The organism is Streptosporangiales bacterium, assembly GCA_009379825.1.
Taxonomy (GTDB): Bacteria; Actinomycetota; Actinomycetes; order Streptosporangiales; family WHST01; genus WHST01.
The window spans coordinates 1-13,862 of the sequence record WHTA01000059.1; the positions used below are offsets into that span (position 1 = coordinate 1).

Annotated in this window: 14 protein-coding genes, 1 pseudogene and 1 riboswitch; of the genes and pseudogenes, 7 read left to right on the forward strand and 8 right to left on the reverse strand. The window is 70.9% G+C overall.

Features of this window, described 5'->3' with window-relative positions; translation table 11 throughout:
- Positions 1–372: 372 nt before the first annotated feature.
- Positions 373–741, reverse strand: coding sequence for a hypothetical protein (locus GEV07_22735; GenBank protein MQA05418.1), 369 nt, complete (start codon positions 739–741; stop codon positions 373–375).
- Between the two features lie 66 nt (positions 742–807).
- Positions 808–1,146, reverse strand: coding sequence for a hypothetical protein (locus GEV07_22740; GenBank protein ID MQA05419.1), 339 nt, complete (start codon positions 1,144–1,146; stop codon positions 808–810).
- An 81-nt stretch (positions 1,147–1,227) separates the two neighbouring features.
- Here GEV07_22740 and otsB point away from each other — a divergent pair, with 81 nt between their 5' ends.
- Positions 1,228–2,058, forward strand: coding sequence for a trehalose-phosphatase (gene otsB, locus GEV07_22745; protein MQA05420.1), 831 nt, complete (start codon positions 1,228–1,230; stop codon positions 2,056–2,058).
- A 5-nt stretch (positions 2,059–2,063) separates the two neighbouring features.
- Here the strand turns inward: otsB and GEV07_22750 are convergent, their stop codons facing one another.
- Together GEV07_22750 and GEV07_22755 are read right to left on the reverse strand one after the other, a co-directional pair.
- Entirely contained in the window at positions 2,064–2,753 is a 690-nt protein-coding gene (locus tag GEV07_22750) for a DUF998 domain-containing protein (GenBank protein ID MQA05421.1), read from the reverse strand.
- A 58-nt stretch (positions 2,754–2,811) separates the two neighbouring features.
- On the reverse strand, positions 2,812–4,236 hold the full coding sequence (locus tag GEV07_22755) for a trehalose-6-phosphate synthase (GenBank protein ID MQA05422.1): 1,425 nt from the start codon (positions 4,234–4,236) through the stop codon (positions 2,812–2,814).
- A 104-nt stretch (positions 4,237–4,340) separates the two neighbouring features.
- A riboswitch (SAM riboswitch) is annotated at positions 4,341–4,484 on the forward strand.
- Here GEV07_22755 and GEV07_22760 point away from each other — a divergent pair.
- Positions 4,478–5,758: a threonine synthase gene (locus GEV07_22760; GenBank protein ID MQA05423.1), complete on the forward strand. Its 1,281-nt coding sequence runs from the start codon at positions 4,478–4,480 to the stop codon at positions 5,756–5,758. It overlaps the preceding riboswitch by 7 nt.
- A 28-nt stretch (positions 5,759–5,786) precedes the next feature.
- Complete coding sequence (locus GEV07_22765; protein ID MQA05424.1) at positions 5,787–6,062, forward strand: molybdopterin synthase sulfur carrier subunit; 276 nt, start codon at positions 5,787–5,789, stop codon at positions 6,060–6,062.
- A 6-nt stretch (positions 6,063–6,068) separates the two neighbouring features.
- Here GEV07_22765 and GEV07_22770 read toward each other — a convergent pair whose 3' ends face one another.
- Both GEV07_22770 and GEV07_22775 read right to left on the reverse strand, forming a co-directional pair.
- The gene (locus GEV07_22770) at positions 6,069–6,869 is read right to left on the reverse strand and encodes a hypothetical protein (GenBank protein ID MQA05425.1); all 801 of its coding nucleotides are present in this window, start codon (positions 6,867–6,869) and stop codon (positions 6,069–6,071) included.
- Positions 6,866–7,477: a hypothetical protein gene (locus GEV07_22775; GenBank protein MQA05426.1), complete on the reverse strand. Its 612-nt coding sequence runs from the start codon at positions 7,475–7,477 to the stop codon at positions 6,866–6,868. Before GEV07_22775 ends, GEV07_22770 begins: the two co-directional genes overlap by 4 nt.
- Positions 7,478–7,813: 336 nt before the next feature.
- On the opposite strand from GEV07_22775, the gene groL reads away from it, so the two are divergent.
- A complete protein-coding gene (gene groL / locus GEV07_22780; GenBank protein ID MQA05427.1) occupies positions 7,814–9,439 on the forward strand; it encodes a chaperonin GroEL in 1,626 nt (541 codons plus the stop codon).
- Positions 9,440–9,502: 63 nt separating this feature from the next.
- Here the strand turns inward: groL and dinB are convergent, their stop codons facing one another.
- The gene (gene dinB / locus GEV07_22785) at positions 9,503–11,107 is read right to left on the reverse strand and encodes a DNA polymerase IV (protein MQA05428.1); all 1,605 of its coding nucleotides are present in this window, start codon (positions 11,105–11,107) and stop codon (positions 9,503–9,505) included.
- A gap of 827 nt (positions 11,108–11,934) precedes the next feature.
- Positions 11,935–12,033 (reverse strand): annotated as a pseudogene (locus tag GEV07_22790) (RDD family protein).
- Positions 12,034–12,147: 114 nt separating this feature from the next.
- On the opposite strand from GEV07_22790, the gene GEV07_22795 reads away from it, so the two are divergent.
- The 3 genes from GEV07_22795 to GEV07_22805 are packed head-to-tail and all read left to right on the forward strand — an operon-like array spanning position 12,148 to position 13,809.
- Positions 12,148–12,399, forward strand: a complete 252-nt coding sequence (locus tag GEV07_22795) for a DUF4031 domain-containing protein (GenBank protein MQA05429.1) — start codon at positions 12,148–12,150, stop codon at positions 12,397–12,399.
- A 56-nt stretch (positions 12,400–12,455) separates the two neighbouring features.
- A complete protein-coding gene (locus tag GEV07_22800; protein ID MQA05430.1) occupies positions 12,456–13,121 on the forward strand; it encodes a DUF3159 domain-containing protein in 666 nt (221 codons plus the stop codon).
- A gap of 4 nt (positions 13,122–13,125) precedes the next feature.
- Entirely contained in the window at positions 13,126–13,809 is a 684-nt protein-coding gene (locus GEV07_22805; GenBank protein ID MQA05431.1) for an alpha/beta fold hydrolase, read from the forward strand.
- The last annotated feature ends 53 nt before the right edge of the window (positions 13,810–13,862 follow it).

A 13,862-nucleotide genomic window follows, 5' to 3' on the forward strand; every position in this document is an offset into this window, starting at 1 on the left:
CTGCAACGACTCAACCCCGCCCGGCGCCGCCGCGCCGCCCCCACAGTCATCAAACGCAAGATGCCCAAGTGGCACGTCAAACGCTCACACCACGCCACCTGGCCACAACCCCAGCACCCACCGGACTACCTCATCCAGAAATCTAACTGAACGGTATTGCGGCTAGCCCGCCGGTTCGGCAGGTCGAGCCGGCTGGCAGCGCTGCGGGCCGGCAGCTGGCTGGGCCGGCAGCCCCGGCTGGCTGGCAGTCCTCCCGGTGGCGAGCTCTCGCGGTCGGCGCCTCGCCCGGCCATCGCGCCCGGCACCTCGCCCAACCATCGCCTCCCGGCCGTCGCCGCGTTCGGCCATCGGCTCGATGGTGGCCGACGGCGGTCAGGTTTCGGGGAGGAGTTGTTGTTGTTGGCAGGTTGGGCAGTACCGGGTGTGCGGGAGCACCTCGAGGCGCTCCAGGGGGATGGCGCCGGCGCACTGGTCGCAGGTGCCGTAGCTTCCCTCGGTCAGGCGGGTCAGGGCCGCGTCGATCTCTGCGAGTGCCCATCGGGCGGCGTCGGCGAGGGCGGCGTCGACCTGTTGGCGCTCGGCGGACTCCAGGCGCGCCCGTTCCTCGTCGAGTTTGGTGAGCTGTTCGCTACGGAAGGCGTGCTGCGCCTCCAGCTGTTCGCGCAGGGATGGCAGCAGCGCCGCCAGCCGTTCCGCGCGGCTTCGGGCAGTGCCCGGCAGTGGTCGTTGGGTAGTGCTCATCTGCGCTCCGGTCCGTTGATACGGCGCGTCGCGGCTGAACCGTCAGGACGTGCCGTGGTCGGCTGGTCAGCTGTGGACGGCCAGAGCGTGCGGCGGAGCCCGGCTGGCGAGGCTGCGCAGCCGGCGCCGGCTGAACGACGCGACGACCGGCGACGCGGCGGCCAGTACCAGGAGGAGAGCCACCCCCAGGCCGCCGACCGGCCCGAGGGCCGCATCCAGGCCGTCGCTGCCGAGCCGCTTCGTGACGACGGGGGCCGTACCGAAGTCCTTGATCACCGCGGCGAGCGAGGAGCGCTTGCCGGCCGGCTGGTCGGACTCTGCAGGCGTGCTGACGAACAGGCAACAGGCGCACAGGACGACGAGCAGCAATGCGTACGCCGCCGGCCCGCTTCGTTGCTGTGCCATGGGTTCAAGGTACGCGAGGATCGGGTCCAACTGGAGGCCTCGGGCTGAGAGTTGGCTGAGAGTCGGAAGAGGTGAGCGGCGATGGGTGACCCGGTGTACGCACCGCGTAGTGCAGCGGGCCGAGCCGGCCTGCAGGCCGTACGGACCGGCCCGGCCGGCGCGCTCGTCGCGGTGGACTTCGACGGCACGCTGGCCGAGATCGTCGGCGACCCGACAGCCGCACGGCCGGTGCCTGGCGCGGTCGACGCGCTCACCGCGCTCGCCCGGCGGTGCCGCACCGTCGCGGTGCTCACCGGTCGGCCCGCAGGCACGCTGGTGGAGTACGCGGGCCTTGCCGCGCACGCCGGCACCGACGGGCTCGTCGTGCTCGGGCACTACGGCGACGAGCGGTGGGACGCCGCGACGGACACTTACACGCAGGCGCCGGCACCGGCCGGCCTCGCCGCGGCACGGGCGGCGCTACCCGAGCTGTTACGTGACCTCGGCTCGCCGACCGGCGTGTTCGTGGAGGAGAAGGGCACCTCGGTCGCCGTACACGTGCGCGCCGCCGCCGAGCCGCACGGCCTGTTCGTACGGCTGGCCGCGCCGCTGCAGGAGCTCGCCGCCCGCACCGGCCTGATGGTGCAGCCGGGCAGGTTCGTGCACGAGCTGCGCAGCGGCGCGTCCGACAAGGGCACCGCGCTACGCGACGTCGCGGCTGCGTTGCCCGCGGCGTCGGTGTTGTACGCCGGCGACGACCTCGGTGACCTGCCGGCCTTCGAGGTGGTGGAGGTGCTGCGCAACACCGGCGTACCCGGCCTCACCGTGGCGTGCCGTGGACCCGAGCCGGTGCCTGAGGTGACCGACCGCGCCGACCTGGTGCTCGACGGCCCGCAGGCGCTCGTGACGTTCCTGCGCACCCTGCTGGCCTGACCGGGTCAGCCGAGCTCGCGGTAGAGGCGGGCGGACAGTGCGCCGAGCCAGCCGAACGACAGCACCACGGCGGCGACGAACGGCAACGTGGTGAAGGGACCAGCCGACCCCGAGGCGATGCCGATGAACGCGGCGAGGAACACGAACCCGGTGACCGCGGAGAAGGCCGCCCAGCCGCGCTCGCCGCGCCCGGCGAAGCGCGTGGCGAAGACGACGCAGGCTGCGATGAAGCCGAGGAAGCCGATGCCACCGAGCACGAAGTGCAGCGTGCCGTGCCAGCTCACGGCGCCGGGACCGTCCGGGGTGCCGGCGGGGAAGCCGAATGCGGGGTCCGCGCGGAAGATGCCCGCGCCGATCATGCTGGCGCCGTATACGCCGAGCAGCAGCGGGCCCCAGGTGCGACCGCGCCCGGTAGCAAGCGCCCGCCTCAGGCCGACCGCGGCCGTGACCACCATTGCGCCTGTGAGTACGAAGTTCACCACCTGGACCCAGCCGTACGGGCCGGCGGTGAGCAGGCTCGCGGCGTGCACCGTGACGTCGAACCCGTCACGTACCAGCCCCTGGACCAGATAAGCCACCAGGTAGACGGGGCCGGCGAGCACGCCGTAGCCCAGCAGCGACCTGGTGATCTTCGCCTCGCGGGTCGGTTCGCACGCCGCCGGCCGGGTTGCGTGGGGTGTGTCGTTGTTGGTCATGGTCGGTCCTCTCGTTGCTCTGTAGGACCGACCGGACGGGCAGGACTCATCGGCGGCGTCAGTCGAGTGCGGCCACCTGGTCGGCGAACCACTGTGCCGGCGGGAGCCCGGTGGCTGCCTCGGCCAGCCGCCGGCACCGCTTCGCGCGTTCGTCCGCGGGCATCGACAGCGCCTCGTGCAGCGCCTGCGCGGTGCCGCTGACGTCGTACGGGTTCACGGCGATCGCGTCGTCGCCGAGCTCGTCGTACGCACCCGCCTCGCGCGACAGCACGAGGGTCACCCCGTGGTCGGCGAGCACCGGCCCCTCCTTCGCGACCAGGTTCATGCCGTCGCGGATCGGGTTGACCAGCAGCACGTCCGCGAGCCGGTACGCGGCAAGCGACCTGGCGAAGTCGTCGTCGACCTGCAGCAGCAGCGGTTGCCAGTCGTCGGTGCCGAACTCGTCCTGGATCTCGGCGGCCAGCTCCTCGACGGCCGCGGCGTAGTCGCGGTACTCGGGCAGGCCGTACCTGCTCGGGTACGCGAACGCGACGTGCACGACCTTGCCGCGCCACTGCGGCCGTTCGCGCAGCAGCTCGCGGTACGCGGCGAGGCCGCGCAGGATGTTCTTGCTGAGCTCCGTGCGGTCCACCCGGACGATCAGCTGGCGGTCGCCGGCCTTGGCCCGGATGGCCTGCATCCTGGTCTCGACGTCGTCGGCGTTCGCCCGCTCCGCAAGGAACTCGCCGTCGGCGCCGAGCGCGTGCACCCCGCACCTGGTGGTGCGGTCGGCGAGGCCGACGGTGTCGGAGGTGACTGCTGCGCCGAGGACGTCGGCGCAGCAGTCAACGAAAGCGCTCGCCCAGCGCGGCGAGAGGAACCCGGCGTGGTCGGCGCCGAGTATCCCGGTGAGCAGCTCGGTCGCGACGTCGTCGGGCAGCATCCGGAAGTACTCGGGTGGCGCCCACGGCGTGTGCGTGAAGTGGGCGATGCGCAGGTCCGCGCGGCGCTCGCGCAGCAGCCGCGGCACGAGCGCGAGGTGGTAGTCCTGCACGAGCACCTTCGCGCCGGGCGCCGCGGTCTCGGCGAGCGCGTCGGCGTACGCGGTGTTGTACTCGACGTACGCCTGCCAGTCGCCGCGGAAGGCGCGGTCGAACTCGGGACGGCGTGGCGTGTCGTAGAGCATGTGGTGGACGAACCACAGCACGGAGTTCGCCACCACGTTGTAGGCGCGGTCGAAGGTGTCCGGCGGGATGTCGAGCATCCGCACCGACGCGCCGCCGGTGTCGTAGCCGGCCTTCTCCAGGTAACCGCCAGGGGCCTGGCTCGCCGCCTGCCGGTCGGTGTCCGACAGCGCAGCGCATACCCAGAGGACGTCCGTCGTCGCGCTGACCGACGCAAGCCCGGAGACGAGGCCACCGCCGCCGCGTTGGGCGGTGAGTTGGCCGTCGTGGACGCGGAACGACAGCGGGCCGCGGTTCGAGGCCACCAACAGCTCGGTCATCCTCCTATGCTTTCAGCCAGCAGGCGGTCGTGGCCGAGGGATGCGTCACGTACCGTCGCTGTCTCGGATCATGGACAGTTACACTGAGATCTCGACAACTGAATAACTCATCCAGAGGGGCAGAGGGACCGGCCCGTTGAAGCCCCGGCAACCCTCCCGGTACACATATGGCTCGCGACTGCGAGGCAACCGGGACAGGTGCCAACTCCGGCCTGAGCTGCGAAGTACGTGGCCAGGAAAGATGAGGAAGGGCCTCGCTTTGACTGTTCAGCCAACCGCACGCACGTTCGGCCCCGCTCGGGGGCTCAGTTGCAGGGAGTGCGGCCAGACCTACGACATCGGTCCCCGCTACGCGTGTGAGCTGTGCTTCGGGCCGCTCGAGGTCGCCTACGAGTTCGGCAACATCACCCGTGAGTCCATCGCCGCCGGGCCACCGAACATCTGGCGCTACCGCGGACTGCTGCCGGTGCCCGAGCACGTAGCGGACACCCCGAACACCGAGCCCGGTTGTACGCGGCTGGTCCGCGCCGACGGGCTGGCGAACGCGCTGGGCATCAGGCAGCTGTGGCTGAAGGACGACACCGGCAACCCGACGCACTCGTTCAAGGACCGCGTGGTCGCCGTCGCGCTCGCCGCCGCCCGCGAGCTCGGCTTCAAGGTGCTCGCCTGCCCGTCGACGGGCAACCTCGCCAACGCGGTCGCCGCGGCGTCCGCTCGGGGCGGCATCCAGTCGGTCGTGCTGATCCCGCACGACCTGGAGGAGCAGAAGATCACCACCACCGCCGTGTACGGCGGTGCGCTGCTCGCGGTGGAGGGCACCTACGACGACGTCAACCGGTTGGCGTCAGAGCTGGCCGGTGAGTTCGAGGACTGGGCGTTCGTGAACGTCAACGTCCGGCCGTACTACGCCGAAGGCTCCAAGACGCTCGGTTACGAGATCGCGGAGCAGCTGGGCTGGCGGCTGCCGCAGCAGATCGTGGTGCCGGTGGCGTCCGGTTCGCAGCTGACGAAGGTCGACAAGGCGTTCACCGAGCTGACCAAGCTCGGCCTGGTCGACGAGACGCCGTACCGGGTGTACGGCGCGCAGGCCACCGGCTGCTCGCCGGTCGCGCAGGCGTACCAGGGCGGCCACGACGTGGTGCAGCCGGTGAAGCCGAGCACCATCGCGAAGTCGCTGGCCATCGGCAACCCGGCCGACGGGCCGTACGTGCTCGACATCGCGCGCCGCACCGGCGGTGCGGTCGCGCACGTCTCCGACGAGGAGATCGTCGAGGCGATCCAGCTGCTGGCACGTACCGAGGGCATCTTCGCGGAAACCGCGGGCGGCGTGACGGTGGCGGTGCTGAAGAAGCTCGTCGAGTCCGGCCAGATCGACCCGGAGGCGGAGACCGCGGCCATCATCTCCGGCGACGGGCTGAAGACACTCGGCGCAGTGAGCGACGTGGCGAAGCCCGCGGCGACCATCGCCCCGAGCGTCGCGGCATTCAACGAGGTATCACCGGCACTCGGCCTCAGCAGATGAGCGCCGACTCGACCAGAAAGGCGGGCGCGTGAGCGTTTCCGTTCGTATCCCGACCATCCTGCGTCCGTTGACCGGCGGGGCCAGCGAGGTGGAGAGCAGCGGCGACACCCTCGCCGCCGTGCTCGACCAGCTCGAGTCCGACCACCCCGGGCTGAAGGCCAGGGTGCTCGACGACGACGGCAAGGTCCGCAGGTTCGTCAACGTGTACGTCGGGGACGAGGACGTGCGGTTCGCCGAGGGACTGGCGACCTCGATCCCCGCGGGTGCGCAGATCTCCATCATCCCGGCCGTCGCCGGCGGCTGAGCCCGCTCAGGACGACTGGGTGAGGATCTCGTTGGCCAGCTGCTGGGCCTGCTCCCGCTCGGCCGCAGGCGCCCGTACGAGGTAGTCGATCAGGTACGTGTTGCCGTCCGGGCTCTCGAACACGTGCCGGACGACCAGGTAGTGGGTCTCCCCGTCGGTGACCTCGTCGTACGCGGTGTGGTCCGACTTCTGCTCCAGCTCGAAGTCCGGGGTGCCGTGGAACTCGCGGAACCGCTGGTCGAACTCCGGCACGTCGGACAGCGAGCACTTGCCGCAGGCCCGCCACGCGAATGCGGCGTACAGCGGCGAGGTCTTCGCGGTCTCGTCGCCGGACGGCCGGTAGAAGGCGCTTGCGTACGCGATGTCGCGCAGCGGGTGTGGCGTGCGCTGCGTCCACTTGCCTTTCGGCGCTCGGAACGAGAACGGCACGTTGGGGCTCAGCGTCCTGGTCGGCTGGCTGGCGTCGAACTCCGGCCCGACGACCTGCTGGGGTGTCGCCCCCGCCCGCAGACCGGTGCGCATCGGTCGCGGCATCGAGGAGATGAACGGTTCCGGCACCGGCTTCGCGGGGGTGGCGCGCGGCGACTCCGAGTTGGCCGGCTCAGTGCTCGCGAGCTGCTTCCTGACCTGCCGTGTACCCGTCGACTCGCCGTAGCCGTACCCGATGGCGCCGGCGACGGCGGCGAGGATGGCGACGAGCGGGACGAGTGCGAGGAACACCCGCCACGGCTTACGCAGCACGGCAGGCGGGCCCGCCGCGACCTCGTCGTCGGTCCCGGAGTCCGCCAGCCGGTAGTGGTCGCTCATGTCAGCCCGGCGAGCAGCTCATTGGTGACGGCGACCGCGGCCTTACGGGTGTCGCGCCCGTTGCCCAGCCAGGTGGTGTAGTCGATCCCGGCGACGGTGTCCTCCTGCTGGGCGAAGACGCGGGCCCGCCAGGTGTTCGCGCCTACCTTCTCCAGGGTCACCCAGGACAGCTCACCGAGCTTCTTGTCCGCCTCGCCGGCCGGGTCTGCGCGGTTGAGGATCTCCGTCATGGCCTGTTCCGCGGCCCTCGTGCGGTCGCTGGCGGTCCCGCCGCCGTAGCGGTCCACCTGGATCGACAGCCGGCCCTCGTTGTACGTGATCGCGTTGCGGGTGCCGGTGGCCAGCCCGCAGCTGGCGGTCGTCTTCGTGGTGCCGTCCTGGGTCACGCGCGGCCGCACAGCCACGCCGCTCGGCACCAGCCGCAGCTGGGTGGACTTGGAGAGCACCGAGCAGACGTCCTTCGGCAGCGGGCGGGGCGGCGTGACCGGGTTGGCGCCGGCGACGTTGTAGTACCCCGCGATGTAGCCGCCGGCCACGCTGAAGGCGACGAGCAGCACGACCAGGGCCGCGGTCAGGTAACCGAGCCGTTGTCGCTTCTGCAGATCCACCGTCGCTGCTCCTCAGCGCGCCCTGGCGCCGGTCGGTTCGTTCACGTCTGACCTCGAGGTAGCGGGCTGGCAGCGGATCTTGGTGGTGGCCAGCCTACCGACCTGTGCGGCCGGACACCCGGGTGCGCGTGAACGACTTGCACTCTCCCTGGGCGAGTGCTAAACAAGGAGCTAGCACTCTCAACGGGAGAGTGACAGCACGTCGCCGATCGGGCGGTGAGGCTCGGGTCGTATGGCGGCAGGGTAGCCGTACGGCAGGAGCCGTCCGTCGCGGGCGCCGGCTCGATTTCGGGCGTGCGCGTGAGAATCCACCCGAAACAGGGAGGACCCACCCGTATGGCCAAGATGATCGCGTTCAACGAGGATGCCCGCCGGCGCCTCGAGCGCGGCATGAACGCCCTTGCCGATGCCGTCAAGGTGACGCTCGGTCCCAAGGGCCGCAACGTCGTTCTGGACAAGAAGTGGGGTGCCCCCACCATCACCAACGATGGTGTGAGCATTGCCAAGGAGATCGAGCTCGAGGACCCGTGGGAGAGGATCGGGGCGGAGCTCGTCAAAGAGGTCGCGAAGAAGACCGACGACGTCGCCGGTGATGGTACGACGACGGCGACCGTCCTCGCGCAGGCGCTGGTCCGTGAGGGTCTGCGCAACGTTGCCGCCGGCGCCAACCCGATGTCCCTGAAGAAGGGCATCGAGGTCGCCGTCGAGCGCGTCGCCGAGGAGCTGTCCAAGCAGAGCAAGGACGTCGAGACCAAGGAGCAGATCGCGTCCACCGCGTCGATCTCCGCGGCCGACCCGAGCGTGGGCGAGATCATCGCCGAGGCGATGGACAAGGTCGGCAAGGAAGGCGTCATCACCGTCGAGGAGAGCAACACCTTCGGGCTCGAGCTCGAGCTCACCGAGGGTATGCGCTTCGACAAGGGCTACGTCTCCGGTTACTTCGTCACCGACAACGACCGGATGGAAGCCGTCCTCGAGGACCCGTACATCCTGCTCCACCAGGGTAAGATCTCGGCCGTCAAGGACATGCTCCCGCTGCTCGAGAAGGTCATGCAGAGCGGCAAGCAGCTGCTGATCATCGCCGAGGACGTCGAGGGCGAGGGTCTTGCGACTCTGGTCGTCAACAAGATCCGCGGCACCTTCAAGTCGGTCGCCGTGAAGGCGCCTGGCTTCGGTGACCGTCGCAAGGCGATGCTGCAGGACATGGCGATCCTCACCGGTGGCCAGGTCATCAGCGAGGACGTCGGTCTCAAGCTGGAGAACGCCGACATCGAGCTGCTCGGTCAGGCGCGCAAGGTGGTCGTCACGAAGGACGAGACGACGATCATCGACGGCTCCGGCGACGCCGAGCAGATCCAGGGCCGGGTCAACGAGATCCGCACCGAGATCGAGAACAGCGACTCCGACTACGACCGCGAGAAGCTGCAGGAGCGCCTGGCCAAGCTGGCCGGCGGTGTTGCGGTGATCAAGGTCGGTGCCGCCACCGAGGTGGAGCTGAAGGAGCGCAAGCACCGCATCGAGGACGCCGTTCGCAACGCAAAGGCGGCCGTCGAGGAGGGTGTGCTTCCTGGCGGTGGCGTCGCGCTGCTCGCTGCGGAGGCCGCGTTCGAGAAGATCGACCTGGAGGGTGACGAGCTCACCGGTGCGCTGATCGTGAAGACCGCACTGAAGGCTCCGACCCTGCAGATCGCGCACAACGCCGGTCTCGAGGGCGGCGTCGTCGTCGAGAAGATCCGTTCGCTGGGTGCGGGCCAGGGCCTGAACGCGGCGACCGGTGGGTACGTCGACATGGTCAAGGAAGGCATCATCGAGCCGGCCAAGGTGACCCGCTCGGCGATCCAGAACGCCGGCTCCATCGCCGGTCTGTTCCTGACCACCGAGGCGGTCGTCGCCGACAAGCCGGAGAAGGCCGCACCGGCCGCTCCGGGTGGCGACGGCGGCATGGGCGGCATGGACTTCTGAGTCCGGCTGTCAGCTAGTTCGCACGCGAAGGGCGGTCCCCTACGGGACCGCCCTTCGTCGTGTTTACGCGCCCGAGTGACCAACAAGGGCGCTCGACGTGCCCGGAACCGCGATCTGACGGAGGTAGCAGATCCCGGCTCTGGGCCCCGGGGGGCGGGCACGTGGTCGGTGGGTCAGCTGAACAGCGGCGGCTGCCCGGGGGTGCCTGACGTGCCTGGGACCGTGATCTGACGGAGGTAGCAGACCCCGGCTCTGGGCCCCGGGGGGCGGGCACGTGGTCGGTGGGTCAGCTGAACAGCGGCGGCTGCCCGGGCCGCTCGTCGTCGGAGCCCTGTGCGCGATGCCGACGGAACCAGGAGCGCCGCCAGCCGGGTTGGTACGGTCTCGGGTGCGGGTCGATGGTGTGATCCCAGTCCGCGGTGGGACGTCCGGTGGGAAGGGACCGCTGGTCGGCGTCGAACATGTGTTCGATTCTACCATCAGTCCGGCAGCAAGGGGAACCGCGATCCCGTCGCCGTGACGGAGAAGTGCCGCCCTGGTGACGGCGCCGTGCCCGAAGCGGCTGCGGACGTCGTCGAGGGCGCCGTCGAGCGCCGCCTCGGCGTCCGCGTCGAACGGCAGTGGCAGCTGGAGCGAGTCGTCGTCCAGGTTGGCCAGGCTGACGCCGATCATGGTGATGCCGTGCTCCCTGATCATTGGCATCGCCGTGGCGAGCAGCCCGTGCGCGGTCGCGCACAGCGGCTCGGTCAGCGTCGTCGGCTGGGCCAGCGTGTGTGAGCGGGTCACCCGGGTGAAGTCGTCGAAGCGCAGCCGCAGGACGACGGTACGGCACGCCCGGCCGCCGGTGCGCAACCGGCGGCTGACGCGGTCGACCAGGCCGGCGAGGATGCTGGCGAGCTCGTCGGCCGAGCGTGGGTGCCGGCCGAGCGCCCGCTGCGCGCCGACCGACCGCCGCCTGCGGCCGGTCTCGATGGGGCGCGGGTCGCGATTGTGCGCCAGTGCGTGCAGGTGTCGCCCGGCGGCCTTGCCCAACAGTGCGACGAGCTCGGTCTCTGGCAGTCCTGCGACCTGCCCGACGGTGTGGACGCGGCGCTTGCGCAGCTTCTCCGCTGTGGTGGGGCCGACGCCCCAGAGGCGCTCGATCGGTAGTGGGTGCAGGAACCCGAGCTCGCCGTCTGGCGGTACCACGAGCAGGCCGTCCGGCTTCGCCACCCCGCTCGCGACCTTGGCAAGGAACTTCGTACGGGCCACCCCGACGGTGATCGGCAGCCCCACCTGGGTGGCGACCTCGCGGCGTAGCGTGCTGGCGATCTCCGCCGCCGGGCCGACGAGCTTGCGCAGGCCGCCGACATCCAGGAACGCCTCGTCGATGGACAGCCCCTCGACCAGTGGCGTGGTCTGCTTGAACACCTCGAAGACGGCCTTGCTGGCCGCGCTGTACGCGGACATCCGCGGCGCCACCACCCGTGCGCGCGGGCATAGGTGGCGCGCACGGGTGGTGGCGCCCATCGCCGTCCGGACCCCGCACGCCTTCGCCTCGTAGCTCGCTGCCAGCACCACCCCCATGCCGACGATCACCGGCTTGCCGCGCAGTGAGGGGTCGTCACGCTGCTCGACGGAGGCGTAGAACGCGTCGAGATCGGCGTGCAGGATCGTCGGAGCCCTCATTCGAACATATGTTCGCACACGGATCCGACAGCGCGGAAGACGTGCCGTACGGTCCGGAACTCGTACGCAGCGGGCGTCGTCGGAGCGGGCATCTAGCGGCGACCGAGAAGGGCGGCAGTTGTGACGCAGGACGAGCGTGGCCAGGGTGTTGGACCACACGACGGCCAGGTCGCGCATGCCTTCCCGGTCGACACCGCCGCACTGGACAGGTGGAGCGCCCAGATGCGCGAGTCGCTGCAGCATCTGCGCGTAGCGATCGCCGAGGGCGACAGCTAGCCCCAGGGTCGCGCCGGGTCCTTGCGGTGCAGGTGTACGCCGGTGGCCGTTGACCATCGGTACGCAGACATGGAGCCGCCCGCCGCCGGGTGTGGTTGGCGGCGGGCGGTGGCTCGGGTGGGTCAGCGGGCGCGACTGGCGAGATAGGTGATCAGGCCGCGGATGAACAGGCCGATACCGGCGATCATCGGGCCGAACGCGACGACGAACGTGCCGCCTGGGTCGGCGGTCAGGAACGTGACGACGGTGATGATGGCGCCGATCGCGCCGAGCACGGCACCGAAGATCATCATGCCCTTGCCGCGGGTCTGCCGCGGCGGCGCCTGGAACGGCGCGGCTTGGGGCTGGCCGGGCGCGGCCTGCTGCGGGTACTGGCCGGGCGCGTAGCCGGCGGGTGGCGGCGGCGCCTGGTACGGCGCGGCTTGGGGCTGGCCGGGCGCGGCCTGCTGCGGGTACTGGCCGGGCGCGTAGGCGGCGGGTGGCGGCGGCGCCTGGTACGGCGCGGCCGGCGGCGCCTGGCCGATCGCCTGCGGCGGCTGCTGCATCTGCGGACCGGCGTACGGCTGCGGACGGGCGTACGGCTGCTGCGGCTGCGCCATCGGCTGTTGCGGGAAACCTGGGGTCTGCTGCGGCTGCGCCATCGGCTGCTGCCGGAAGCTTGGGGTCTGCTGCGGTGTGTTCATCGGTCCTCCGGGGTAGCGTCGGGTGCTCCGACGTGTCGTGCTCCGGCTCGGTTTCATGGATGGGCCGCCTAGGCTGACCGGGTGACCGTGCTCGTCGATCCCGCGGCCTGGCCCCGCCACGGCAGACTCTGGTGCCACCTGGTCAGCGACGAGTCGTACGACGAGCTGCACGCCTTCGCGGCGCGCGTCGGCCTGCCGAGCAGGGCGTTCCACCGCGACCACTACGACGTGCCGGCCGAGCGGCGCGACGACGTGATCGCGGCCGGCGCGGTGCCGGTGCGGTCCAGGGTGCTCGTGCAGCGGTTGGTGGCTGCGGGCCTACGCCGCCGCTGACGTATGACGACGGGGTGCACATCACGGTCGTGCGGTCGACAAGGCAAGCTGAAGGGGTGTCAGACCCGCACCCGACGCCGCCCCGGCAGGAGACCCTCGCCGATCTGCTCGGCGGCCGCGGTGGCGCGCTCGACGCGAGCCTGCCGCCGGCGGCATTCGTCGTCGGCTGGCTGGTGACCGGAAGGTCCATCGGCTGGGGTGCGGTCGTTGCTATCGGTGTCGGTGTGCTCGTCGGCGGGTACCGGCTGCTGCGCGGGAAGAAGCCGCGTGCGGCGTTGCTGAGCGTCGCGCTCGTCGTGATCGCCGCGCTCGTCGCGCTCTACACCGGCAGGGCCGCCGACTTCTTCCTCATCCAGCTGCTCTCCAACATCGCGAGCGCTCTGGTGTGGTCGGTGAGCATCGCGTTCCGCTGGCCGCTGCTCGGGGTGGTCGTCGGTGGGGTTCTCGGGCAGCGCACCCGCTGGCGCCGCGACCCCGCGCTGCTGCGGGCGTACAGCTGGGCGAGCTGGCTGTGGGTGGGGCAGTACGTGCTGCGCGTCGCCGTGTACGGGCCGCTCTGGCTGGCCGGCCTGGTCGTGCCGCTGGGCATCGCGCGGCTCGCCCTGAGCTGGCCGCTGCAGGTAGCGTGCATCGCGGCGAGCTGGTGGGTGCTGCGTAAGGTGCTGCCCGCAGCGCATCCGGGGCTTCGCCACCCCCAGGCCCCCGAGCAGACGGCGAACTGAGGCGATGAGCGCGAGAGTCGTGCTGCTCCACGGGATGGGCCTGAGCCGGCGGATGTGGCGCGCCCAGCTCGAGGCGCTGGCGGACAGGTACGAGCTGGTGGCACCGGATCTGCCCGGGCACGGCCAGGCGCCGGGACCGTTCCGCATCGACACAGCGGTCGGCGTGGTGCGTGAGCTGCTCGCCGAGGCGCCCGCGTACCTGGTCGGGGTGTCGCTCGGCGGCACGGTCGCCGTACGGGCCGCGCTCGCCGAACCGGCGAAGGTGGAAGGGCTGCTGCTGTCCGGCACCCCGGCACGGATGTCGAAGCGGCTGCTGCTCGCCCAGCGGGCGATCACGGCAGTGTTGCCGCCGGCGAACCTCGCGGCCACCGGGCTGCGGATCGTGCGCCCGGCCGACCGGCGCGACGCGGACAACTACCTGGCCGACGTGCTGGCCGCCGGCCGGGAGACGCAGTCGGACGCGATGCGGGAGCTGGGTCGCGTCGACCTCACCCCGCGGCTGGGCGAGATCACCGCGCGGACGCTGGTGTGCTGTGGCAGCGAGGACGACACGAACCTGGCCTCGGTGCGGGCCCTGTCGGCGGCGGTCCCGGGCGCGGAGCTGCGGATCGTGGAGGGTGGCGGCCACCTGTGGAACTTGCAGCAGCCCGACCTGTGCACGCGGATCATCGCCGACTTCGTCGGGTAGCCGTCGTACCGGTGATCTCGAGTGCGCGACATGATCGATCAGCCGACTTCTGA